The 19870-nt window shown below is 67.0% G+C and carries 22 protein-coding genes; 15 read left to right on the top strand and 7 right to left on the bottom strand.

What is annotated here, in order from left to right; genetic code table 11:
• The first annotated feature begins 57 nt into the window (after positions 1–57).
• The gene (locus tag NPJ82_RS14425) at positions 58–1266 is read left to right on the top strand and encodes an ABC transporter permease (protein ID WP_112381434.1); all 1209 of its coding nucleotides are present in this window, start codon (positions 58–60) and stop codon (positions 1264–1266) included.
• Here the strand turns inward: NPJ82_RS14425 and NPJ82_RS14420 are convergent.
• The 5 genes from NPJ82_RS14420 to NPJ82_RS14400 all read right to left on the bottom strand — a co-directional run bounded on the left by NPJ82_RS14420 (position 1235) and on the right by NPJ82_RS14400 (position 6608).
• Positions 1235–1858 carry a nucleotidyltransferase family protein gene (locus NPJ82_RS14420; protein ID WP_342657769.1) on the bottom strand — a complete coding sequence of 208 codons (624 nt, stop codon included), beginning with the start codon at positions 1856–1858 and terminating at the stop codon, positions 1235–1237. The genes NPJ82_RS14425 and NPJ82_RS14420 overlap by 32 nt on opposite strands.
• Positions 1845–2768, bottom strand: a complete 924-nt coding sequence (locus NPJ82_RS14415) for an XdhC family protein (protein WP_342657768.1) — start codon at positions 2766–2768, stop codon at positions 1845–1847. The genes NPJ82_RS14420 and NPJ82_RS14415 overlap by 14 nt, the downstream gene beginning before the upstream one ends.
• A 92-nt stretch (positions 2769–2860) precedes the next feature.
• A complete protein-coding gene (locus tag NPJ82_RS14410; RefSeq protein WP_342657767.1) occupies positions 2861–5098 on the bottom strand; it encodes a xanthine dehydrogenase family protein molybdopterin-binding subunit in 2238 nt (745 codons plus the stop codon).
• A complete protein-coding gene (locus tag NPJ82_RS14405; protein WP_342657766.1) occupies positions 5095–6075 on the bottom strand; it encodes a xanthine dehydrogenase family protein subunit M in 981 nt (326 codons plus the stop codon). Before NPJ82_RS14405 ends, NPJ82_RS14410 begins: the two co-directional genes overlap by 4 nt.
• Positions 6072–6608 carry a 2Fe-2S iron-sulfur cluster-binding protein gene (locus NPJ82_RS14400; RefSeq protein WP_342657765.1) on the bottom strand — a complete coding sequence of 179 codons (537 nt, stop codon included), beginning with the start codon at positions 6606–6608 and terminating at the stop codon, positions 6072–6074. Before NPJ82_RS14400 ends, NPJ82_RS14405 begins: the two co-directional genes overlap by 4 nt.
• A gap of 115 nt (positions 6609–6723) precedes the next feature.
• Here NPJ82_RS14400 and NPJ82_RS14395 point away from each other — a divergent pair, with 115 nt between their 5' ends.
• Positions 6724–7725, top strand: coding sequence for a glycerophosphodiester phosphodiesterase (locus NPJ82_RS14395; protein ID WP_342657764.1), 1002 nt, complete (start codon positions 6724–6726; stop codon positions 7723–7725).
• Positions 7726–8004: a hypothetical protein gene (locus NPJ82_RS14390; RefSeq protein WP_149681125.1), complete on the top strand. Its 279-nt coding sequence runs from the start codon at positions 7726–7728 to the stop codon at positions 8002–8004.
• Positions 8005–8008: 4 nt separating this feature from the next.
• Here the strand turns inward: NPJ82_RS14390 and NPJ82_RS14385 are convergent, their stop codons facing one another.
• Positions 8009–8815 (bottom strand): TIGR02117 family protein, encoded by an 807-nt coding sequence (locus NPJ82_RS14385; RefSeq protein ID WP_342659031.1) that lies wholly within the window; start codon positions 8813–8815, stop codon positions 8009–8011.
• A 37-nt stretch (positions 8816–8852) separates the two neighbouring features.
• On the opposite strand from NPJ82_RS14385, the gene NPJ82_RS14380 reads away from it, so the two are divergent.
• From NPJ82_RS14380 to NPJ82_RS14335, 10 genes are all read left to right on the top strand, one after another.
• Positions 8853–10058, top strand: coding sequence for a DUF445 domain-containing protein (locus NPJ82_RS14380; RefSeq protein ID WP_342657763.1), 1206 nt, complete (start codon positions 8853–8855; stop codon positions 10056–10058).
• A 97-nt stretch (positions 10059–10155) separates the two neighbouring features.
• The gene (locus tag NPJ82_RS14375) at positions 10156–11262 is read left to right on the top strand and encodes an MlaE family lipid ABC transporter permease subunit (protein WP_149681123.1); all 1107 of its coding nucleotides are present in this window, start codon (positions 10156–10158) and stop codon (positions 11260–11262) included.
• On the top strand, positions 11262–12194 hold the full coding sequence (locus NPJ82_RS14370) for an ABC transporter ATP-binding protein (protein WP_342657762.1): 933 nt from the start codon (positions 11262–11264) through the stop codon (positions 12192–12194). The genes NPJ82_RS14375 and NPJ82_RS14370 overlap by 1 nt, the downstream gene beginning before the upstream one ends.
• Positions 12194–13156, top strand: a complete 963-nt coding sequence (locus NPJ82_RS14365) for an MlaD family protein (RefSeq protein WP_112381424.1) — start codon at positions 12194–12196, stop codon at positions 13154–13156. Before NPJ82_RS14370 ends, NPJ82_RS14365 begins: the two co-directional genes overlap by 1 nt.
• 8 nt (positions 13157–13164) lie before the next feature.
• Positions 13165–13749: an ABC-type transport auxiliary lipoprotein family protein gene (locus NPJ82_RS14360; RefSeq protein ID WP_342657761.1), complete on the top strand. Its 585-nt coding sequence runs from the start codon at positions 13165–13167 to the stop codon at positions 13747–13749.
• Between the two features lie 107 nt (positions 13750–13856).
• Positions 13857–14372, top strand: coding sequence for a CinA family protein (locus NPJ82_RS14355; protein WP_342657760.1), 516 nt, complete (start codon positions 13857–13859; stop codon positions 14370–14372).
• Positions 14373–14510: 138 nt separating this feature from the next.
• Entirely contained in the window at positions 14511–15089 is a 579-nt protein-coding gene (locus NPJ82_RS14350; RefSeq protein WP_342657759.1) for an SRPBCC family protein, read from the top strand.
• A 4-nt stretch (positions 15090–15093) separates the two neighbouring features.
• Positions 15094–16275: a zinc-dependent alcohol dehydrogenase gene (locus NPJ82_RS14345; RefSeq protein ID WP_267351131.1), complete on the top strand. Its 1182-nt coding sequence runs from the start codon at positions 15094–15096 to the stop codon at positions 16273–16275.
• Between the two features lie 13 nt (positions 16276–16288).
• Entirely contained in the window at positions 16289–17074 is a 786-nt protein-coding gene (locus NPJ82_RS14340; RefSeq protein WP_342657758.1) for an SDR family NAD(P)-dependent oxidoreductase, read from the top strand.
• Between the two features lie 15 nt (positions 17075–17089).
• Entirely contained in the window at positions 17090–17575 is a 486-nt protein-coding gene (locus tag NPJ82_RS14335; RefSeq protein WP_342657757.1) for a DUF4142 domain-containing protein, read from the top strand.
• Positions 17576–17581: 6 nt separating this feature from the next.
• Here NPJ82_RS14335 and NPJ82_RS14330 read toward each other — a convergent pair whose 3' ends face one another.
• Positions 17582–18415, bottom strand: a complete 834-nt coding sequence (locus tag NPJ82_RS14330) for a CoA ester lyase (protein ID WP_342657756.1) — start codon at positions 18413–18415, stop codon at positions 17582–17584.
• Between the two features lie 84 nt (positions 18416–18499).
• Between NPJ82_RS14330 and NPJ82_RS14325 the strand changes: the two genes are divergently transcribed.
• Both NPJ82_RS14325 and cyoA read left to right on the top strand, forming a co-directional pair.
• Positions 18500–18928, top strand: a complete 429-nt coding sequence (locus NPJ82_RS14325; protein ID WP_342657755.1) for a hypothetical protein — start codon at positions 18500–18502, stop codon at positions 18926–18928.
• 38 nt (positions 18929–18966) lie between these two features.
• Positions 18967–19836: a ubiquinol oxidase subunit II gene (gene cyoA, locus NPJ82_RS14320; RefSeq protein ID WP_342657754.1), complete on the top strand. Its 870-nt coding sequence runs from the start codon at positions 18967–18969 to the stop codon at positions 19834–19836.
• Positions 19837–19870 lie beyond the last annotated feature (34 nt).

Raw genomic sequence — 19870 nt, 5'->3', positions numbered from 1 at the left:
ATGCGCAAGGGGCGATGCCCGAGGACATGCCCCCCGCCTGTCGGAGGAACGCGCCTGATGTTCGGCACCACGCTTACCCTGGCGATCCGGTCGATCCGGCGGCACCTGTTGCGCTCGTTCCTGACGATCCTGGGCATCGTCATCGGCGTCGGCGCGGTGGTGACCATGGTCACGCTGGGCAAGGCAACGACCTCGGCGGTGCAGCAGCAGATTTCGGCACTGGGCACCAACATCCTGCAACTGCGTCCCGGCCAGGGCTTCGGCCGGGGCGGCGGCGGTCCGCGCCCGCCCGACTTCAAGCCCGAGGATGTGGAGGCGATCAAGAACCAGATCGCCGGCGTCACCGGGGTCGCGCCGCAGGCGTCGTCGGCGGTGACCGCGATCTACGAGGGTGCGAACTGGTCGACGACGGTGCGCGGCACCACCAGCGACGTGTTCAAGGTGCAGCCCTGGCCGCTGGTATCCGGGCGCTACTGGACGCCGGCGGAGGAGGAAGCGGGCAAGGCGGTGTGCATCATCGGCAATACCGTGCGCACCAACCTGTTTCGCGGCGGCGAGGCGGTGGGCCAGCGCTTCCGTGTCGGCAACATCAGTTGCGACGTGATCGGCGTGCTGTCGACGCGCGGGCAGGCGGGCTTTGGCGGCGACCAGGACGACACCGTCATCATGCCGATCAAGGCGGTGCAACGCCGCTTTACCGGCAACCGCGACATCCAGTTGATGCTGATCGGGGTCGACCAGGCCTATTCCACCGCGGCGGTGCAGGCATCGCTCACCGACCTGCTGCGCGAGCGGCGCAACATCACGGGCGGCAAGGAAGATGACTTCAACATCTTCGATACCAAGCAGATTTCCGACACGCTGACGGGGACGACGACGCTGTTGACGCGGATTGTGGCGGCGGTGGCGGCGATCAGTCTGGTGGTGGGAGGGATCGGCATCATGAACATCATGCTGGTGTCGGTGACGGAGCGGACGCGCGAGATCGGGATCCGGCTGGCGATCGGGGCGGTGGCGCGCGAGGTGTTGATGCAGTTTCTGGTCGAGGCGGTGGCGCTGTCATGCCTGGGCGGGATCGTCGGGCTGGTGCTGGCGCAGCTCATCATCCTGGCGCTGGCACCGCTGATGCAGGTGCCGTGGACGTTCGATCCGCAGATCAACATGATCGCGTTCGCCATCTCGGCGGTGATCGGCGTGGTCTTCGGCTATTTCCCGGCGCGGCGCGCCGCGGCGCTCAATCCGATTGACGCGCTGCGCCACGAGTAATCGTGCGCTCGGGCGCATGGACGAGCTGGCGCAGGCGCTCCAGATCGTCCGGCGTGTCGATGTCGATCAGTTCGGTCGGGGTGGTCACGACATGGCGGCCGGCGGCGACCAGTTGGCGCGCGCCCGCATCCCCCTGCAACTGCATCAGCGTGTCGAACCGGTCGCGGCCGAAGACGCCCGGCGGGGTGGGATGCACGCCATTGCTGGACACCACCACGGCATCGTCGCCATCGGCGGTGTCGAGCAGGCGGTAGATATGGGTGGCGGTGACGCGCGGCATGTCGGCCAGCGCGATCACCACGGCGCGCGCCTCCAGCGACATGGCACAGGCGACGCCGAGGCGGACCGAATGCGACATGCCGCGCCCGACCGCATCGTTGTGGATCACGCGGTAGCCGCGGCTTGCAAAGTCCAGTCGGCAGCCATCGACCACCGCGACCCGCGCCTTGAAGGGGATCGCCTCCAGCGCGGTGGTGACGTGGAAGCCGACCGGTTTGCCCAGAAACTCGGCCTCCAGCTTGTTTTCCGATCCGAAGCGATCCGAGCGGCCGGCGGCAAGAAGGACGAGAACGGTGTCCTCAGCGGCGATCATGAAATGCCCCCACCATGGCGGCGGCGATCGACAGCGCGATCTCGGACGGGCCGATCGCCCCGATATCGATCCCGACGGGGCCGTCGATGCGGTCGATCGCCGCAGCCGAAAGGCCCGCCGCCGCGAGACGTTCGCGCCGGGCGGCATGGCTGCGCCGGCTGCCCAGTGCGCCGACATAGGCGGCGTCGCTGGCAAGCGCGGCGATCAGCGCGGGATCGTCGATCTTGATGTCGTGGCTGAGCGTCACCACCGCCGTGGCGGGGCCGGGGCGCCATGCCGCGATCGCCTCGTCGGGCCAGCGATCATCCAGCGTGACGCCGGGGAAGCGTTCCTCGGTCAGGAAGCGGCCGCGCGGGTCGATCACCACCGTGGCGATGCCCAGCGTCGCGGCCAGCGCGGCCAGGCTCTGCGCGATCTGCACCGCGCCGACGATCAACAGGCGCCGGGGCGGATCGTAGCGGTTGGCGAAGATTTCTCCTGTTTCCACAGGCCGCAGGTCGGAATGGCCGGTGGCGAGGTCGGTGGTGACGGAGAGCGAGCGGCCATCCTCGCGCGCTTCCGCGATCCGGTCGAACAATTCGGGATCGAAGCCTTCCGCGGACACGGGCTGTACCATCACCGCGATCTCGCCGCCGCAGGGCAGGCCCACCTCCCATGCTGCAGCATCGGCGACGCCGTAGCGTCTGACCTGGAAGGGAGCACCGGCGATCACCTCGGCCGCGGTTTGCAGGATGTCGCTTTCGACGCAGCCACCGGACACCGACCCCTCGAACCGTCCATCGGCGTGAACCAGCATGTGGCTGCCGCGGGGGCGCGGAGCCGATCCCCAGGTGGATACCACCGTGGCGATGGCCAGCTTTTCGCCCTTCCAGGCGCGTGCGGCGGAGAGGACGGAGTCGTTTTCGGCCATCTTATAGTTCCTGTCCTCCCCCAGGGCGTTGGGGAGGGATCGTCCATGTCATACTCCGTCCGTTGATGCCGAGCGAAGCGGGAAGCGTCCGATCAGACGGGCGGCAGTCCGTCGAGCAGCTTGTCGAGCGTGATCGGCAGGTCGCGGACGCGTATGCCGGTCGCGTTGTAGATCGCGTTCACCACCGCCGGGGCGGCACCCGAAATGCCCAGCTCGCCAATGCCCTTGGCATGGATCGGGTTGGCGTGGATGTCGCGTTCGTCGAGGAAATGAACCTCAAGCTGCGGCACGTCGGCATTCACCGGCACATGATATTCGGCGAGGTCGTGGTTCACCAGCTTGCCGTTGCGCGTGTCGTGGATCAGCTCCTCGGTCAGGGCAGTCCCGATGCCGAAGGTCATGCCGCCCAGGCACTGCGACCGCGCCGTCTTGGCGTTGAGCACGCGGCCGGCCGCGAACACGCCCAGCATCCGCCTGACCCGGACTTCGCCGGTGACGACGTTGACGCCGACCTCGGCGAAATGCGCGCCGTAGCTGGCCTGGGTGTGCGTCTTTTCCTGCTTGCCGGGCTTGATCTCGCCGGTCGCCTCGATGCCGTCGCCGGCCAGATCGGCGATCGCCACCTGCCGGTTGCCGCCGATCGCCTGCCCGTCCTTGAGCGTCAGGTCGGCGGGATCGACCTCCATCGCCTTGGCCAGCTTCTCGCGCAGCAGCTCGCAGGCGAGATAGACGGCCGAACCGGCCGACGCCGCGCCCCAGGAGCCGCCCGAGCCCGCCGCGGGCGGATCGTTGGTGTCGCCCAGCTTCATGGTGATGCGGTCCACCGGGATGCCGAGGATTTCGGAGGCGATCTGCGCCATGATGGTGTAGCTGCCCGTGCCGATATCGGTCATCGCCGACGAGACCGTGGCGCTGCCATCGGGATGGATCTCGGCCTTGGCGGAGGATTGCTGCAACTGGTTGTTACGGGTGGCGGCGGCCATGCCGATGCCGACCAGCCAGTCGCCCTCACGCCGCGAACCGGGCACGGCATTGCGCTTGTCCCAGCCGAACCGGCGTGCACCCTCGTCCATCGACTGGGTCAGCTTGCGCGACGAGAAGGGAACCTGCTTTTCCGGGTCCTGTTCGGGATCGTTGATCCGGCGCAGTTCGATCGGGTCCAGCCCCAACGCCTCGGCCAGCTCGTCCATCGCGCATTCGACGCCGACCATGCCGACCGCCTCGCCGGGGGCGCGCATCGAGCCCGAGAGCGTCAGGTTCACATCGACCGTGTCGTGGTTGATGCGGCGATTCTCGCTGGCGTAGAGCGAATGGGTGCCGATGCCGACGGGTTCGAAGAAGGATTCGCCCGGCAGGTTGGAGACGAGCGAGTCGTGCACCAGCGTGGTCATGCGACCGTCGCGCCCGGCGGCCAGTTTCACGCGCTGTTCGGTGTTGGATCGGCGCACCGTGGCGTCGAACACCTGCTGGCGCAGCATCACCGCCTTGACCGGGCGACCGAGCCGCTTGGCCGCGATCGCTGCGGCGACGCTTTCGGGTGCGATGCCCAGCTTCGAGCCGAAGCCACCGCCGATATAGCGCGAGACGATGCGCACCTTGTTCTTCGACACGCCCAGCGCATCGGCAAGCTGCGACGCATCCGAGGTCGGCATCTGATACGCGCCGTAAAGCGTCAGCGCGCCCTCTTCCCAGACCGCGATCGAGGCATGGGGCTCCATCGCCGCCGAGTTCTGGCTGGGGGTGATATAGGTCACGTCGACCTTTACCGGGGCTTCGTCGAACGCCTTGTCGGGATCCCCCTGGCTGTAGTGCGGCGGGATCATCGCCTTGGGCGGCTTGTGCGCTTCGTCTCTGTGCGCCTCGAAGTTGTAGACGCCGGACTTGTAGTCATATTCGACCGGGATCGACAGCGCGGCCTCCCGTGCGGCCTCAAAGGTTTCGGCCAGGACGATCGCCACGATCTGGCCGAAATAATCGACCTGCTTGACGCCCTGGGTCGGGGCCTTGGTCTCGCCACCCTGCTGCGAATTGCGCAGAAAAGAGTCGTAGTCGGTGATGACGTCGATGACGCCCGGCATCGCCTTGGCCGCGTCGATGTCGATCGACCGCACCTCGCCGTGACCGATCTTGGCGGAAACGAGAACGCCGTGCACCGCATTCGGAATGTCGTATTCGGCGGCATAGGTGGCGGTGCCGGACACCTTGAACGGTCCATCGACGCGGTCGAGCGGCTTCGAGATGACGCCCTGCACCCCGGTGTCGAGCAGGCTGTCCGGATAAGGCTGATTCATCGTCAGCGACTTGGTGTCGGAATTGCCGAACATGCTCATGCCTCCGTCAGCTCGCGCAGGCTCGCAATCAGTGTGCGGCGTGCGAGCGGAATCTTGAAATCGTTGCTGCCATAGCCCCTGGCATTGGCGAGCAGCGCATCGGCGGCGGTGCCGAATGCGATGTCGTCGGGCGCCTTGCCGACCAGGGCCGCCTCGACCCCGGCATCGCGCCACGGCATCGGCCCCAGCCCACCAAAGGCCAGCGATGCGCTGGCGATACGGCCATCGGCCACCTCGACCACGCCCGCGACCGAAACCAGCGCAAAGGCATAGGATGCGCGGTCGCGGACCTTGCGATAGATCTGCTTGCCCTTGGGCGGTGCCGGCAGTTCGACATGGGTGATGAGCTCACCCGCCTCCAGCGCAGTTTCGATATGCGGCGTGTCGCCGGGCAGGCGGTAGAAATCGGCGATCGCGATCCGCCGCCGGTCGCCATCCGCCTTCAGCGTGACGATGGTGGCGTCCAGCACGCGCATCGCTACCGCCATGTCGCTGGGATGGGTCGCAATGCAGTTCTCCGACGTGCCGAGTACCGCCAGGATGCGGTTGAAGCCTTCGCGCGCCGAGCAGCCCGTCCCCGGCTCCCGCTTGTTGCAGGGCATGGCGGTGTCGTAAAAATAATAGCAGCGCGTCCGCTGAAGCAGGTTGCCGCCGGTCGACGCCTTGTTACGCAACTGCCCGCTGGCGCCGGCCAGCAGCGCGCGCGACAGCACCGGATAGCGCTCGATCACGCGGGCATCGGCGGCAAGGTCGCTGTTCGGAACCAGCGCGCCGATGGTCAGGCCGCCATCCTCGCGCTCCTCGATCTCGGAGAGCGGCAGACGGCTGATATCGACCAGCGTTTGCGGCGTCTCGACCTGAAGCTTCATCAGGTCGAGAAGGTTGGTGCCGCCCGCGATGAACTTCGCGCCGGCGGTGCCGGCTTCGCGTACCGCGACCTCCGCGCTGTCGGCGCGCTCATAGGCGAAGGGCTTCATGCCGCAACCTCCCGGCCGACCTCGGCATTGGGATCGCGGTTGCCCTTGCCGGCAACCTCGCGGATCGCATCGACGATGTTCGGGTAGGCGGCGCAGCGACACAGATTGCCGCTCATTCGTTCGGAAATCTCCTCGTCGCTCAGCGCGACGTCGCTCAGGTCCGCGCTGACATGCGAGGGCCAGCCCTTGCTGGCCTCGTCCAGCATGCCGACCGCCGAGCAGATCTGGCCCGGCGTGCAATAACCGCATTGATAGCCGTCATGGCGCACGAACGCGTCCTGCAGCGGGTGGAGGTCGCCGACCTGGCCCAGACCCTCGATCGTGGTGATCTCGTCATCCTGGTGCATCACCGCCAGCGACAGGCAGGAATTGATCCGCCGGCCGTTCACCAGCATCGTGCAGGCGCCGCACTGACCATGGTCGCATCCCTTTTTCGACCCGGTCAGGCCCAGATGCTCTCGACACAGGTCGAGCAGCGAGGTGCGCACATCGACATTGATGTCATGCGATTGACCATTGATCGTGAAATGCATTGCGGAAAGCTCCCGAGGATCGAGAACAAACGCCATGATCAATGTTGGTTTCCCGTTGCGAACCACTCTCACCACTTTGCTTGCCGCGGCCGGAATGACGGGGCAGGCTGGTGCCATGACGCTGCGATCCGGTCCATTGTCGCCCCCGATCGTGATCGCCCATCGCGGCGCCAGCGGGGAGCGGCCCGAACACACCATCGCCGCCTATGATCTGGCGATCGCGCAGGGCGCCGATGTGATCGAGCCGGATCTTGTGCCGACCAGGGACGGCGTGCTGGTCGCCCGGCACGAGAACGAGATCGGGGGGACGACGGACGTGGCCGAGCATCCCGAATTTGCGGATCGCCGTGCGACCAAGACGATCGATGGCCAGCCGGTGACGGGCTGGTTCACCGAGGATTTCACGCTGGCCGAATTGAAGCGGCTGCGCGCGCGCGAACGCCTGCCGCAGATGCGCTCCACCGCGCATGACGGGCAGGAGACGATCCCGACGCTGGAGGAGATCATCGCACTGGCCAAGGCGCGCTCGACGCAGACGGGGCGGACCATCGCCATCTATCCGGAAACCAAGCATCCGACCTATTTCGCCGGCATCGGCCTGAACACCGATCGTCCCTTGCTGGCGGCGCTGAAGAAGGCGGGATGGACGACGGCGGCGGCACCGGTCTTCATCCAGTCGTTCGAGGTGGACAATCTGAAATGGCTGCATGCGCATACCGGCGTGCGGCTGATCCAGTTGGTGGCGGCGGAGGGGGCGCCCGCCGATCATGCCGCGCCATCCTATGCGGCGATGGTTACGCCGGCCGGACTGCGGGCGGTCGCGCGCTATGCATGGGGGATCGGACCGGACAAGGCGATGCTGTGGAATGTGGAGGGTGGTGCCACCACGCTGGTGGACGATGCGCATGCGGCGGGCTTGCGCGTTCACCCCTGGACGTTCCGGGCTGAAAATGCGTTTCTGACGCCGCCTTTTCGGCGCGGCACGGCGCCCGCCGGGCACGGCGATCTGGGTGGCGAGATCGCATCGGCACTCCGCCTTGGAATCGACGGATTCTTCACGGACTATCCGCTAATCGGTGTTTCCACGCGCGATGCGGTGCGATCCGGAGTTGAGTGAATGCGTAAAGTCGGTCTGTGTCTTGCGTTGATGGTGCCGTTGTTGGCGGGGGGGTGCGTGCGGACCGCCGTGGGGGTGGTGAAGGCGCCATTCCAGGTGGCGGGGCAGGTGGTCGACTGGACGACGACCAGCCAGGACGAGGCCGACCGCAATTACGGGCGCAAGATGCGCAAGAAGGAAGCCCGCGAGGGCCGCGAGCGTCGCGATTACGAGAAAAGGTGCCGCAAGCACCCCGAGGAGTGCCGCGGCTATGACGGCTATCAGGCGGCGAACGACTGACCGGTCACAGCCACCACATCACCGTGGTGGGAAAGGGCGTCCACCGCCCCATGCGCACGCCGGCATGGCGCAGCGCCGCCCCGGTCCATGCATTGCAGGTCTTGATCGCGGAATAGCGACCACGGGCCGTGTAGAAGGCATCGTAAGCGCCGTAGCCGCGATGGACCTGCCTTCGCGGCGCCAGGCTGGCGGCGATATAAGCCGCCAGCCGCCGATACCCGGCCTCGCTCAGCAGCACGGCGCGCGCGCCGTCCCCCGGCCGGGGGCGGGGGAGATGATCGACATGGACCAGCGAGCGATCGCTGCCGATCGCGGCCGCGGCGATCGTCGCCGGCCGGATGTCGCGCCAGCGCGGCGTTTCCAGAAAGAACGCCGCCTCGCCCCAGCCGATCGCCAGATGATCATAGCCGCCATAGCGCGGGTCGGCGAGGTCGCGCGCCAGGAAGACGGGGCGCCAGTCCACGCCGGCGGCCCGCTTGGGCACGATGATCGCGGTATGGATGCCGTTCGATTCGACCCAGATGGTCACCGCGCGTGACGAAGGTCGTGGTTCCGCGCCGCCGGCCGGGATCGATCCGCCGATCGCGCCGGCCAGCGCATAGCCGAACAACAGCACGCACAAGGCGGCCGCCAGCCGCCCGGTCGCAGTGGCCACGGTGCGCAGCGGGGCGGGAATATGGGTGGGAACGGCAGCCTCCTGACGATGTCCGGTCCTGTCTGGCACAGGAATGATTGCGGTGCGATCGATACGCAGCTTGAACAATCCCGCGGTTCGGGGATTGTCGTTGGTGATGAACCGCCTGCATCGCACCGGGGCCAAGGAGCCCGCTCCTCCGGCTCTTGTGCGCATGCGAATCGTCGCCACCGGACTGCTGGTCGCCATGGCGATCACCTTTTTCATCAGCCGCGCGCTGGTTCCGGTGCATCCCGGCTGGGGCTTCGTGCGCGCGTTTGCGGAGGCGGCGATGGTCGGCGGACTGGCCGACTGGTTCGCGGTCACGGCGCTGTTCCGCCATCCGTTGGGCCTGCCCATCCCGCATACCGCGATCGTCCCGCGCAACAAGGATCGCATCGGCGATACGCTGGCGCAGTTCCTGCGCTCCAATTTCCTGGTGCCGCGGGTTGTTGCGCGGCGGATGCACCGGGTGGACGTGGCGCGTGCCGCGGGGCGCTGGCTGGCGCAGCCGCCGGGCGAAGGCGGGCGTATCCGGCGTGGTGCCTCCAAGCTGGCGGCGGAGATGTTGCAGGCGTTCGACCCGCAGCGGCTGGGCGGGATGGTCAAGGCGACGATCGGGACGCGGCTGCGTGCGACGGAGGTGTCGCCGATCCTGGGCCAGTTGCTGAAGGCGGCGGTGGCGGAAAACCGCCATGCGCCGCTGCTGGATGGCGGCATACGCTGGGCGGCGCGCGCGCTGTCGTCGAACGAGGCGCTGATCCGGGCGATGGTGCACGAGCGGGCGGGGGCGTTGCTGCGCTGGACCGGGCTGGACGAGACGGTGGCGGACCGCCTGATTGGTGGGCTGGACAAGCTGTTGAACGACATGGCGGAGGATGCGGAGCATCCGTTGCGGCTGAAGATGGAGGAAGGGCTCGATCGGCTTGCCTGGGATCTGCAACATGACCGGGAGACACGCGGGCGGGTCGAGGCGCTGAAGGCGGAGATGATCGCCAATCCGGCAATGCAGCGCTGGCTGGACGGATTGTGGGAGCAGGCGCGCGAGGCGATGCTGAAGATCGCGCGCGATCCGGAGGCGGCGATGGCGGGCAAGCTGGGAGAGATGCTGCGGCAACTGGGCGGCACGGTGCAGGCCGATCCCGGTCTTGCCCGCACGATCAACCGCTTCGTTCGCCGTACCGTGGTCGGCGTCGCGGCGGATTATGGCGACGGCATCGTGCGCCTCGTGTCCGAAACCGTACGCGGATGGGATGCGCGCACGATCACGACGCGGCTCGAAAACGCGGTCGGACGCGATCTTCAGTATATCCGTGTCAACGGTACGCTGGTCGGCGGTATCGTCGGGCTTGCCATCCACGGCGTGGACGTGCTGTTGTGACAACGGCACAGTCTGGTGCCGTTTCAATACAGCAGCGGTTCGTCGCGGGTGCGAGCCGCCTTGCCGTTCGCGGCACTTTCCCGCAAAGAGACACGCGATGAGCGCCAAGGCCGATTTCAGCCAGGACGATGCGGACGGCGGAGCGCTGCGCTTCACGGGTGATCTGTCGCTGGCTTCGATGGGCGACCTGCCCGACCGGCTGGAGCGGCACGAGGGCCGGGTGCGCCGCGTCGACCTTTCGGGCGTCGACCGGATCGATACCGTTGGCGCCTGGGTGGTGCACCGTTTCGCGGCGCGCAACGATGCCGAGGTTTCCGGCCTGAGCGACGCCAGCCGTTCGCTGTTTGATGAAGTGGTGAATGCCGACAAGCCGGTGGCGATGCGCCCGCAGCCGGTCAGTCCATTTGCTCGCGTGGCAGGCGAGATCGGCGATGCCGTGGTCACCTCGTTCCGCACCCTCTACGGCCTGCTCGGCTTCATGGGGGCGACGACCATGGCGATGCTGGCCGTGATCCGCCATCCGCGCCGGTTCCGCTTCAACGCGGTGGTGCATGAGTTCGAGACGGTGGGCGTGTCCGCGCTCGGCATCGTTGGGCTGATGAGCTTCCTGATCGGCATCGTCATCGCGCAGCAGGGCGCGGTGCAGCTGCGCCAGTTCGGTGCGGAGGTGTTCACGATCAACCTGGTCGGCCGGCTCACTTTACGCGAATTGGGTGTGCTGATGACCGCGATCATGGTCGCGGGGCGTTCCGGATCGGCCTTTGCCGCGCAGCTCGGTACGATGAAGCTGACCGAGGAGATCGACGCGATGCGCGTCATCGGCGTGTCGCCGATGGAGGCGCTGGTGCTGCCGCGCACGCTGGCGGCGGTGACGCTGATGCCGCTGCTCGGCTTCTACGCCTCGCTGATCGCGATCATCGGTGGCGGTTTCCTGGCCGCGGTGTCGCTGGGCATTCCGCCCGTCACCTTCGTTGCCCGCATCCGCGAGGTCGTACCGATCACCGACCTCTATGTCGGCCTGATCAAGGCCCCCGTCTTCGGCGCGATCATCGCGATCGCCGGGTGCTTCCAGGGCATGTCGGTGGAGTCGGATGCCGAGCAGGTCGGCCTGCGCACCACGTCCGCGGTGGTGCAGGCGATCTTCCTGGTCATCGTGCTCGACGCGTTCTTTGCGGTGTTCTTCACCTGGGTAGGCTGGAACTGATGGCGGCGCGCGACGAGCACATCATCAGAGTCCGTGGCATCCGCAACAGCTTCGGCGACCAGGTGATCCATGACGGACTGGACCTGGACGTGCGGCGGGGCGAGATCCTGGGCGTGGTCGGCGGATCGGGCACGGGCAAGTCCGTGCTGATGCGCTCGATCATCGGCCTGCAGACGCCCGATACCGGCGAGATCACCGTGTTCGACGAACCGACGATCGGCCGCGAGGAAACGGAGGCGGTGTCGATTCGCAAGCGCTGGGGCGTGCTGTTCCAGGGCGGGGCGCTGTTCTCGACGCTGACCGTGGCGGAAAACGTCGCGGTGCCGCTGCGTGAGTTTTACCCGGAGCTGTCGCCGGCCCTGATGGACGAGATCGCGTCCTACAAAGTGGTGATGACGGGCCTGCCGGCGGATGCAGGGCCGAAATATCCGGCCGAGCTGTCCGGCGGCATGAAGAAGCGCGCCGGGCTGGCACGGGCGCTGGCGCTGGATCCGGAACTGTTGTTCCTGGACGAGCCCACCGCGGGGCTGGACCCGATCGGTGCGGCGGCATTCGACCAGTTGACCAAGTCGCTGCAAAAGACGCTGGGGCTGACCGTGTTCCTGATCACGCACGATCTGGATACGCTCTACGCGATCTGCGACCGGGTCGCCGTGCTGGCCGACAAGAAGGTGATCGCGGTGGGCACGATCGACGAGTTGCTGGCGCTCGACCATCCGTGGATCGAAGAATATTTCAAGGGACCGCGCGGTCGCGCCGCCGTCGCCGCCAAGGAAAACCATGCGCAGGGCTCGGCCGATACGCAGGCAGACGCGCATCCGACCGAGGTGTCGGCGCGGACCACCGGCCGGCCTTCGCTGGGCGGGGCGGCGGACAATGCAGCGCGCGGTGAGACACAGGATAACGCTCGGGGCGAGCGAGGGACAGGCTGATGGAAACGCGATCAAACCATGTTCTCGTCGGCACCGTCGTGCTGATCCTGCTGGCCGTGCTGGCGCTGTTCACGGTGTGGATCGCGCGGCTGGGCGGCACATCGGAGAAGGAATATGACATCTTCTTCCGTCAGTCGGTGGACGGGCTGGCAAAGGGGTCGGCGGTCACCTATTCGGGTGTGCCGTCGGGGCAGGTGAAGGAGATCGCGCTGTGGCGTCCCGACCCGCAATATGTACGCGTGCGCGTTGCGGTGAACGAGCAGACTCCGATCCTGCAAGGCACGACGGCATCGATTTCGGCAAGCTTCACCGGCACCAGCACCGTGGCGCTGGACGGTGCGCGTAAGGGTGCGCAGCCGATCGCCTGCCCGGAGGAGAATCGCCGGCAGCTCTGCCCCTATGACGTGCCCGTCATCCCGACCAAGCAGGGCGGTATCGGCGCGATCCTCAATTCCGCACCGCAGTTGCTGGAGCGGCTGTCGACGCTGACCGAGCGGCTGACCGGATTGTTATCGGATCGCAACCAGGCATCGATCGCGGGTATCCTCGACAACACCAACCGCCTGTCCGACGCGCTGGCGGATCGTGGGCCCGAAATCGCCGCGACGCTGGCGCAGACGCGGGTCGCGATCCAGCAGGCGGGCGACGCGGCACAGTCGATCGGGCAACTGGCGCAGACCACGAACGGCGTCCTGGCCGAGGATGTGAAGCCGGCGATGGCGAATTTAAACAAGGCGATCCTGTCGGCGCAGGAAAGTGCCGAGACGCTGAACGCGGCGGTGGGCGATGCGCGGCCGGGCCTGCAGGCCTTTTCCAAGCAGACGGTGCCAGAGGTCGGGCAGTTGGTGCGCGATCTGCGCGTGACCGCCGCCTCGTTCGCCTCGATCGCCGAGAAGATCGACCAGCAGGGCGCAGGATCGCTCGTCGGGCAGCAGAAGCTGCCGGATTACAAGGGTAAGTGAGGGCCGCCATGAAGAAGACGCTTCTCTGCCTGGCGGCGATGCTGCCACTCGCCGCCTGCATCCGTTTCGGTGCCGAGCCGCCACCCTCGCTGATGACGCTGAGCACGCAGACCGCGGTGCCGGTCGGGCAGGAGCAGGATTCGGGTGCGGCCAAGTCGATCACCATCCAGGTGCCGGCGGTGCCCCAGGCGCTCGCCAGCGGCCGGGTGCCGGTGCAGGTGTCGCCGACCTCCATCGCCTATATCAAGGATGCGCAGTGGTCCGAGCCGCCGGCACGGCTGTTCGCGCGGCTGATGTCCGACACGGTCGCGGCGCGGACCGGCCGGGTGGTCCTGTCCACCAGCCAGTCGGTGAGCGATCCGGGTGCGCGGCTGAACGGCGAATTGCGCGCGTTCGGCGTCGAAGAGGCGACGCGCGAGGCGGTGGTGACGTTCGACGCGGCGCTGACCCGCGTCGGGCAGAGCAATGTCGAGAAGCGCCGTTTCGAGGCACGGGTCCCGGTGACGGCGATCGACGCGCAGAATGCCGGGCCGGCGATCAACCAGGCGGCCAATCAGGTGGCGGTGCAGGTCGCGGACTGGATCGGCCGCTGATCCTGCCGCCTTGGCAGGTAACATATTGATCGTGAACAATTCCGCCGCAACCTGAGGCGGGGCGCTTCCGTTGTCGGGCAACAGCCTGACAGTGGGAGAGCAGAAGCATGAGCGAGACCCTGGCATCGGTGCCGGATGCCGTCGAGGCGGCGGCGAGACGCGTGCTGGAGGCGGCATGCGCGGCGGAGCGGTCGATCGTCACCGCGGAAAGCTGTACGGGCGGTTTGCTGGCATCGTTGCTGACCGATGTGGAGGGCGCGAGCCACGCGTTCGAACGCGGCTTCGTCGTCTACAGCGAAAAGGCGAAATGCGAGTTGCTCGGCATCGCGTCCGACAAGATCGACCGCTGCGGCGCGGTCAGCCGGGACGTGGCGGTGGCGATGGCGGAAGGGGCGCTCGCCTATAGCCACGGCGACATCGCGGTGGCGATCACGGGGTTCGCCGGGCCGGGTGCACCGGGTGACGAGCCGGGACTGGTCCATTTCGCCTGTGCGGTGCGGGGCGGCGAGGCCGATCATCGCGAGGCGCATTTCGGCGATATCGGACGCGGGCCGGTGCGGCTGGCCTGTCTGGGTGTCGCGCTGGAGATGCTGGAACGACAGCTAGGCCCCACAGCATCGTGATCTGGATCAACTTTCCAGGTCATTGAAACTGATCGAGATCATGTTTCGCGCGATATTTGCTCGATCGTCGGAACCGATGGGGTCGACCACGCGGTTGGATGCCCATCTGGCAATCCGGAGGACCCGATGGGTGACGATATGGCAACTCGCCAATCCGACGATGCGCCGCTGGCCGCATCGAAACGCAGCGATGCCGCGGCCGCTGCCACCGCCGATCTGATCGAGGGCAAGGGCGGCACGATCATCGGCCGTGCGGTGACGATCAACCGTCCGGTCGGCGAAGTGTACAGCTATTTCCGCGACTTCAACAATCTGCCGACCTTCATGGACAATGTGGAGCGGATCGACATCCTGGACGATGCCCGCTCGCACTGGGTGGTGAAGGCACCGGCCGGCAAGACGGTGGAATGGGACGCGCGCGTCACGCAGGAGGAGAAGGACCGGCTGATCGCCTGGACGTCTGAACCCGGTGCGGACGTGGAGAATTCCGGCGTGGTCGAGTTCCGCGATGCAGGCGCGCGCGGCACGGTGGTGACGGCGACCATCGTCTATGATCCGCCGGCGGGCGTGATCGGCAAGCTGGTCGCCAAGGTGTTCCAGCGCGAGCCGGCGATCCAGGCCCGGCGCGACCTGCGCCGCCTGAAGCAGCTGCTCGAAACCGGCGAGATCGCCACGGGCGCGCACACGCGCGCCGAACTCGAACAACGAAAGGGTTGAGCCGATGCGTGCACTCACCTGGCACGGCAAGCACGACGTCCGCATGGACACGGTTCCGGACCCCGAGATCCTGAACCCGCGCGATGCCATCATCAAGATCACGTCCACCGCGATCTGCGGATCCGACCTGCATCTGTACGACGCCTATATCCCAACGCTGAAGGCCGGCGACATACTGGGCCATGAATTCATGGGCGAGGTGGTCGAGACGGGTCCCAAATCGACCTTGAAGAAGGGGCAGCGGGTGGTGGTGCCGTTCACCATCTCGTGCGGGAGCTGCTACCATTGCGGCAAGCACCAGTATTCGGCGTGCGAGAACAGCCTGCCGGCCGATAACCAGGACATTTCGATGGAGCTGTACGGCACGCCGATGGCGGGCCTGTTCGGCTACAGCCACATGACCGGCGGCTACGCGGGCGGTCAGGCGGAATATGTCCGGGTGCCATTCAGCGATGTCGGGCCGATCGTGATCCCGGACGGGGTTTCGGACGACAAGGTGCTGTTCCTGTCCGACATCCTGCCCACCGGCTGGCAGGCGGCGGAATATGCGCAGATCGAGCCGGGCGATACGGTGGCGGTCTGGGGCTGTGGCCCGGTCGGGCTGTTCGCGGTGCAATCGGCGTTCCTGATGGGGGCCGAGCGGGTGATCGCGATCGATCATTTCCCGCACCGGCTGGAGCTGGCCAAGAAGTTCGGCGCCGAGACGATCAACTTCGAGGAATCAGCGACCTATGAGGCGCTGATGGAGATGACCGGCGGGATCGGGCCCGATGCGGTGATCGACGCGGTCGGCCTGGAGGCGCATGGCCTGTTCGTCGACAACGTCATCGACCAGATCAAGGCGTCGACCTTCCTCGGCACGGATCGGCCGCATTCGATCCGCCAGGCGATCATCGCGTGTCGCAAGGGCGGGCGCGTGTCGATGCCGGCGGTTTATGGCGGCTATGTCGACAAGTTCCCGCTGGGCGCCTTCATGGAAAAGGGGCTGACGCTGAAGACCGGGCAGACGCATGTCCAGCACTACATGCCCGCCCTGCTGAACGCGATCATGGAAGACAAGATCGATACCGAGTTCATGATCTCGCACCGCATGCCGCTGGAGGACGCCCCCAAGGGGTACAAGATGTTCCACGACCAGCAGAACGAAGTGACCAAGATCGTGCTGAAGCCCGGCATGACCGCCTGAAGGAGACAAGAGGATGGCTGACAAATTCGCGATCGTCACCGGTGCCTCGACGGGCATCGGGTTCGAACTGGCGACACTCGCCGCCAAGGATGGCTATGACCTGATCGTCGTCGCCAACGAGAACCTGATCGAGGCGGCGGCGGCGGACTTCCGCCAGTTCGGCACGCAGGTGCAGGCGGTGGAGGCGGACCTGTCGACGCTGGAAGGCGTGGACAGCGTGCTGGCGGCGGCGGGTGGGCGGCAGATCGACCTGCTGTGCGCCAATGCCGGGCACGGACTGGGCAAGGGCTTCCTGGACCAGGAGGTGAAGGACTGGCGTCTGGTGGTCGACACCAACATCACCGGCACGCTGTACCTGCTGCAAAAGGTGCTGAAGCCGATGGTGGCGCGCGATGCGGGCAAGGTGCTGGTGACGGGGTCGATCGCCGGCTTCATCCCCGGCAGCTTCCAAGCGGTGTATAACGGCACCAAGGCGTTCATCGACAGCTTCGTCGCGGCGATCCAGGACGAGTTGAAGGACGCCAAGGGCGTCACGCTGACCAACCTGTTGCCGGGGCCGACGGACACCGAGTTCTTCGCACGTGGCGACATGATGGACACCGATGTCGGCACCGATCCCAAAAAGGACGATCCCGCCAAGGTGGCCAGGGACGGCTGGGACGCGTTGATGTCGGGCAAGGCTTCGATCGTGTCGGGCTGGAAGAACAAGCTGCAGGCCGCGGCGGCGCATATCGTGCCCGACGCCGTACTCGCCAGCCAGCATCGTGGCATGGCCGAGCCGGGCACCGCAAAGAACTGATAACAGGAGGAGAAGATGACGATGCTTCGCATGATGACCGTGGCGGCCCTGGTTGCCGCAGCCCCGACCGCCGTGTTCGCGCAGACGGTGACCCCGGCTCAGTTCGTCGCCAAGGCAGGCGCCAGCGACCTGTACGAGAAGGAGTCGAGCCAACTCGTCCTCCAATCGACGAACCCGAAGATCCGGACCTTCGCCCAGTCGATGATCCGCGATCATTCCAAGAGCACCGCAGACGTGAAGGCGGCAGCGACCAAGGCGGGCGTGCGGCCGGCGCCGCCCAAGCTGGAGCCGATGCAGGCCGACATGGTCGCCAAACTGCGCCAGGTGTCGGGCACGCAGCGCGACCAGCTATACGTCCAGCAGCAGAAGACCGCACATCAGAAGGCGCTGGCGCTGCATCAGGGCTATGCCCAGTCCGGCACCGCCGCACCGCTGAAGGCGGCGGCGGGGAAGATCGCGCCGGTCGTTCAGCATCATATCGAGATGCTGAACGGGATGTGATGCCGGTCAGGCGAGCGCCAGCAGGCGCTCCGCCTGCGCGAGATGGAGCCGCTCCACCATCTGCCCGTCCAGCCTGATCGCGCCAAGCGCGGCGTTGGCAGGATCGGCGAAGGCGGCAACGACGGCCCGGGCCCAGGCGATCTCGTCGGGGCTCGGGCCGAACGCCGTGTTGGCGGGTGCGATCTGCGACGGGTGGATCAGCGTCTTGCCATCGAACCCCAGCATCCGCCCTTGCGCGCATTCGGCACCGAGGCGATCGGCGTCGTCGAGCGCATTGCACACACCGTCCAGCACGATCAGGCCATAGGCGCGGGCGGCGACTACCATCTGGACGAGCAGCGGCATCAATGCGGTGCGAGCCGGATCGGCGGGCAACCGCATTTGCTTGGCGAGATCGTTGGTGCCGGCGATCAACCCTTCCAGACGTACCGCAGGGGCCGCGGCGCAGAGATCGGCAAGGGCCAGCACGCCGCGACAGGTTTCGATCATCGCCCATAGCGGCGGTCCCTCCTCGCCGAGCAGTGCACGGGCGCGGCGTGCGTCCGCAGGTCCATCGACCTTGGGAAGCAGAACCGCGTCGACCGGAGCGTCACGCAGCGCGGCGCAGTCGGCCTCCCCCCACGACGTATCGAGGGCGTTGGCCCGGATAACGAGCCGGCGCTCGCCAAAACCCTGCGCCGCCGCCTCCAGCGCAGCCTCGCGGGCTTGCGTCTTGGCATCGGGCGCGACCGCATCCTCCAGATCGAGGATCACCACATCGCAGGGCAAGGTGCGCGCCTTGGCGATGGCGCGGGGGTTGGAGGCGGGGAGGAACAGGGCGCTACGGTGGGGGTGGGGCATGCGGGCAGCATAGGTTTGTGGGTGGCGCGGGGCTAGTATGGCGGATGGGGTGTCGCCATCTTCGCGGGCAGAGGGGGATGCGCGATGCTGTTGATGGTGATGCTGTATCTGTGGGGGCTGCTGATCATGGCGCCGGACACGCCAGTCGGGCGTGCGGTGCATCGCTGTCTGGTGGAGGCGCCGGCGCGAGTGTTGCTGCGGGTGCAGCGGGCGCATGTGATGCTGGGGATCATCGTCGCGATCGTGCTGCTTGCGGGATGGATGCTGGAGGCGGACGAGATCCGCATGGTGTTGATGGCGGCGCCCGACATCATGGGGCTGGCGTCGTGGATCGAGATGGGGACGCTGACCGATCTGGTCGGGGTTCTGGCGGGGGCGTCGGTGCTGGGGCGGATGCGCGGGATGAGGCACTGGGTGCGGGCGCGGCTGGGGCGAGGGCAGAGGCGGCAGCGGCGTGCGCGGGGGCGGCGGGACGACGAGCCTGGACCGGTCGCCAGCCTGGCCTGGGCGTAGCAGGGAACGAACGACGCGCGGCATCGTTAACGCGCGGAATGACCGCGCCCCTCCGTCTTGGCAGCGTGCCCGCGCTGTGCCTGTTGGCGCTTGGCGGCTGTCGTTCGGGTGTGCTCGATCCGGCGGGGCCCATTGCCGCTGGCGAGCGGTCTTTGCTGTTCAATTCGCTGGCGATCATGTTGATGATCGTCATCCCCGTGATCGTGATGGCGATCGGCTTTGCATGGTGGTTCCGCGCGAGCAACGAACGGGCCAAGCATCTGCCGAAATGGGCCTATTCGGGGCGGCTGGAACTGCTCGTCTGGTCGATTCCGGCGCTGGCGATCATCTTTCTGGGCGGGATCGGCTGGATCGGCAGCCACGAATATGATCCGCCCAAACCCATCGCGTCGCGTGCACGGGCGATGACGGTCGAGGTGGTGTCGCTCGACTGGAAATGGCTGTTCATCTATCCCGAACAGGGCATTGCGACCGTCAACCGGCTGGTCCTGCCGGTGGGCGTACCGGTGCGGTTCCGCATCACCTCCGCCACCGTGATGAACAGCTTCTTCGTGCCGCAACTGGGCAGCCAGATCTATGCGATGGCGGGGATGGATTCGACGCTGCACCTGCGCGCCGACCGACCGGGGCGGTATCGCGGCCTGTCCGCGCATTATAGCGGCGAGGGATTTGCCGACATGGATTTCATCGCGCAGGCCGTCCCCCCTGCGGCCTTTGCGCAGTTCGTGACGGCGGCACGGGGGCAGGGGCCGGCGCTGGACTGGCCCGGCTTCGTGGCCCTGAACAAGCAGAGCACGGATGTGACGCCCTATAGCTACCGTGCGGTGCAGCCGCGGCTGTACGACATCGTCGTCGCCCGCTCGGGTGCGCCGGTGAGCGAGACCGCGCATGACGGGCGGGAGCATTGAGCGTGCTCGGCAAGCTGGGCTGGGACGCGATCCC

The organism is Sphingomonas sp. NY01, from assembly GCF_038809135.1.
Lineage (GTDB): Bacteria > Pseudomonadota > Alphaproteobacteria > Sphingomonadales > Sphingomonadaceae > Sphingomonas > Sphingomonas carotinifaciens.
This window is presented reverse-complemented; position numbering and strand designations above follow the sequence as displayed.

Excerpts from the sequence above, each read along its gene's own strand:
- NPJ82_RS14425 (WP_112381434.1), top strand. The coding sequence starts at position 58 with ATGTTCGGCACCACGCTTACCCTGGCGATCCGGTCGATCCGGCGGCAC.
- NPJ82_RS14420 (WP_342657769.1), bottom strand. The coding sequence starts at position 1,858 with ATGATCGCCGCTGAGGACACCGTTCTCGTCCTTCTTGCCGCCGGCCGC.
- NPJ82_RS14415 (WP_342657768.1), bottom strand. The coding sequence starts at position 2,768 with ATGGCCGAAAACGACTCCGTCCTCTCCGCCGCACGCGCCTGGAAGGGC.
- NPJ82_RS14410 (WP_342657767.1), bottom strand. The coding sequence starts at position 5,098 with ATGAGCATGTTCGGCAATTCCGACACCAAGTCGCTGACGATGAATCAG.
- NPJ82_RS14405 (WP_342657766.1), bottom strand. The coding sequence starts at position 6,075 with ATGAAGCCCTTCGCCTATGAGCGCGCCGACAGCGCGGAGGTCGCGGTA.
- NPJ82_RS14400 (WP_342657765.1), bottom strand. The coding sequence starts at position 6,608 with ATGCATTTCACGATCAATGGTCAATCGCATGACATCAATGTCGATGTG.
- NPJ82_RS14395 (WP_342657764.1), top strand. The coding sequence starts at position 6,724 with ATGACGCTGCGATCCGGTCCATTGTCGCCCCCGATCGTGATCGCCCAT.
- NPJ82_RS14390 (WP_149681125.1), top strand. The coding sequence starts at position 7,726 with ATGCGTAAAGTCGGTCTGTGTCTTGCGTTGATGGTGCCGTTGTTGGCG.
- NPJ82_RS14380 (WP_342657763.1), top strand. The coding sequence starts at position 8,853 with ATGCGAATCGTCGCCACCGGACTGCTGGTCGCCATGGCGATCACCTTT.
- NPJ82_RS14375 (WP_149681123.1), top strand. The coding sequence starts at position 10,156 with ATGAGCGCCAAGGCCGATTTCAGCCAGGACGATGCGGACGGCGGAGCG.
- NPJ82_RS14370 (WP_342657762.1), top strand. The coding sequence starts at position 11,262 with ATGGCGGCGCGCGACGAGCACATCATCAGAGTCCGTGGCATCCGCAAC.
- NPJ82_RS14365 (WP_112381424.1), top strand. The coding sequence starts at position 12,194 with ATGGAAACGCGATCAAACCATGTTCTCGTCGGCACCGTCGTGCTGATC.
- NPJ82_RS14360 (WP_342657761.1), top strand. The coding sequence starts at position 13,165 with ATGAAGAAGACGCTTCTCTGCCTGGCGGCGATGCTGCCACTCGCCGCC.
- NPJ82_RS14355 (WP_342657760.1), top strand. The coding sequence starts at position 13,857 with ATGAGCGAGACCCTGGCATCGGTGCCGGATGCCGTCGAGGCGGCGGCG.
- NPJ82_RS14350 (WP_342657759.1), top strand. The coding sequence starts at position 14,511 with ATGGCAACTCGCCAATCCGACGATGCGCCGCTGGCCGCATCGAAACGC.
- NPJ82_RS14345 (WP_267351131.1), top strand. The coding sequence starts at position 15,094 with ATGCGTGCACTCACCTGGCACGGCAAGCACGACGTCCGCATGGACACG.
- NPJ82_RS14340 (WP_342657758.1), top strand. The coding sequence starts at position 16,289 with ATGGCTGACAAATTCGCGATCGTCACCGGTGCCTCGACGGGCATCGGG.
- NPJ82_RS14335 (WP_342657757.1), top strand. The coding sequence starts at position 17,090 with ATGACGATGCTTCGCATGATGACCGTGGCGGCCCTGGTTGCCGCAGCC.
- NPJ82_RS14330 (WP_342657756.1), bottom strand. The coding sequence starts at position 18,415 with ATGCCCCACCCCCACCGTAGCGCCCTGTTCCTCCCCGCCTCCAACCCC.
- NPJ82_RS14325 (WP_342657755.1), top strand. The coding sequence starts at position 18,500 with ATGCTGTTGATGGTGATGCTGTATCTGTGGGGGCTGCTGATCATGGCG.
- cyoA (WP_342657754.1), top strand. The coding sequence starts at position 18,967 with ATGACCGCGCCCCTCCGTCTTGGCAGCGTGCCCGCGCTGTGCCTGTTG.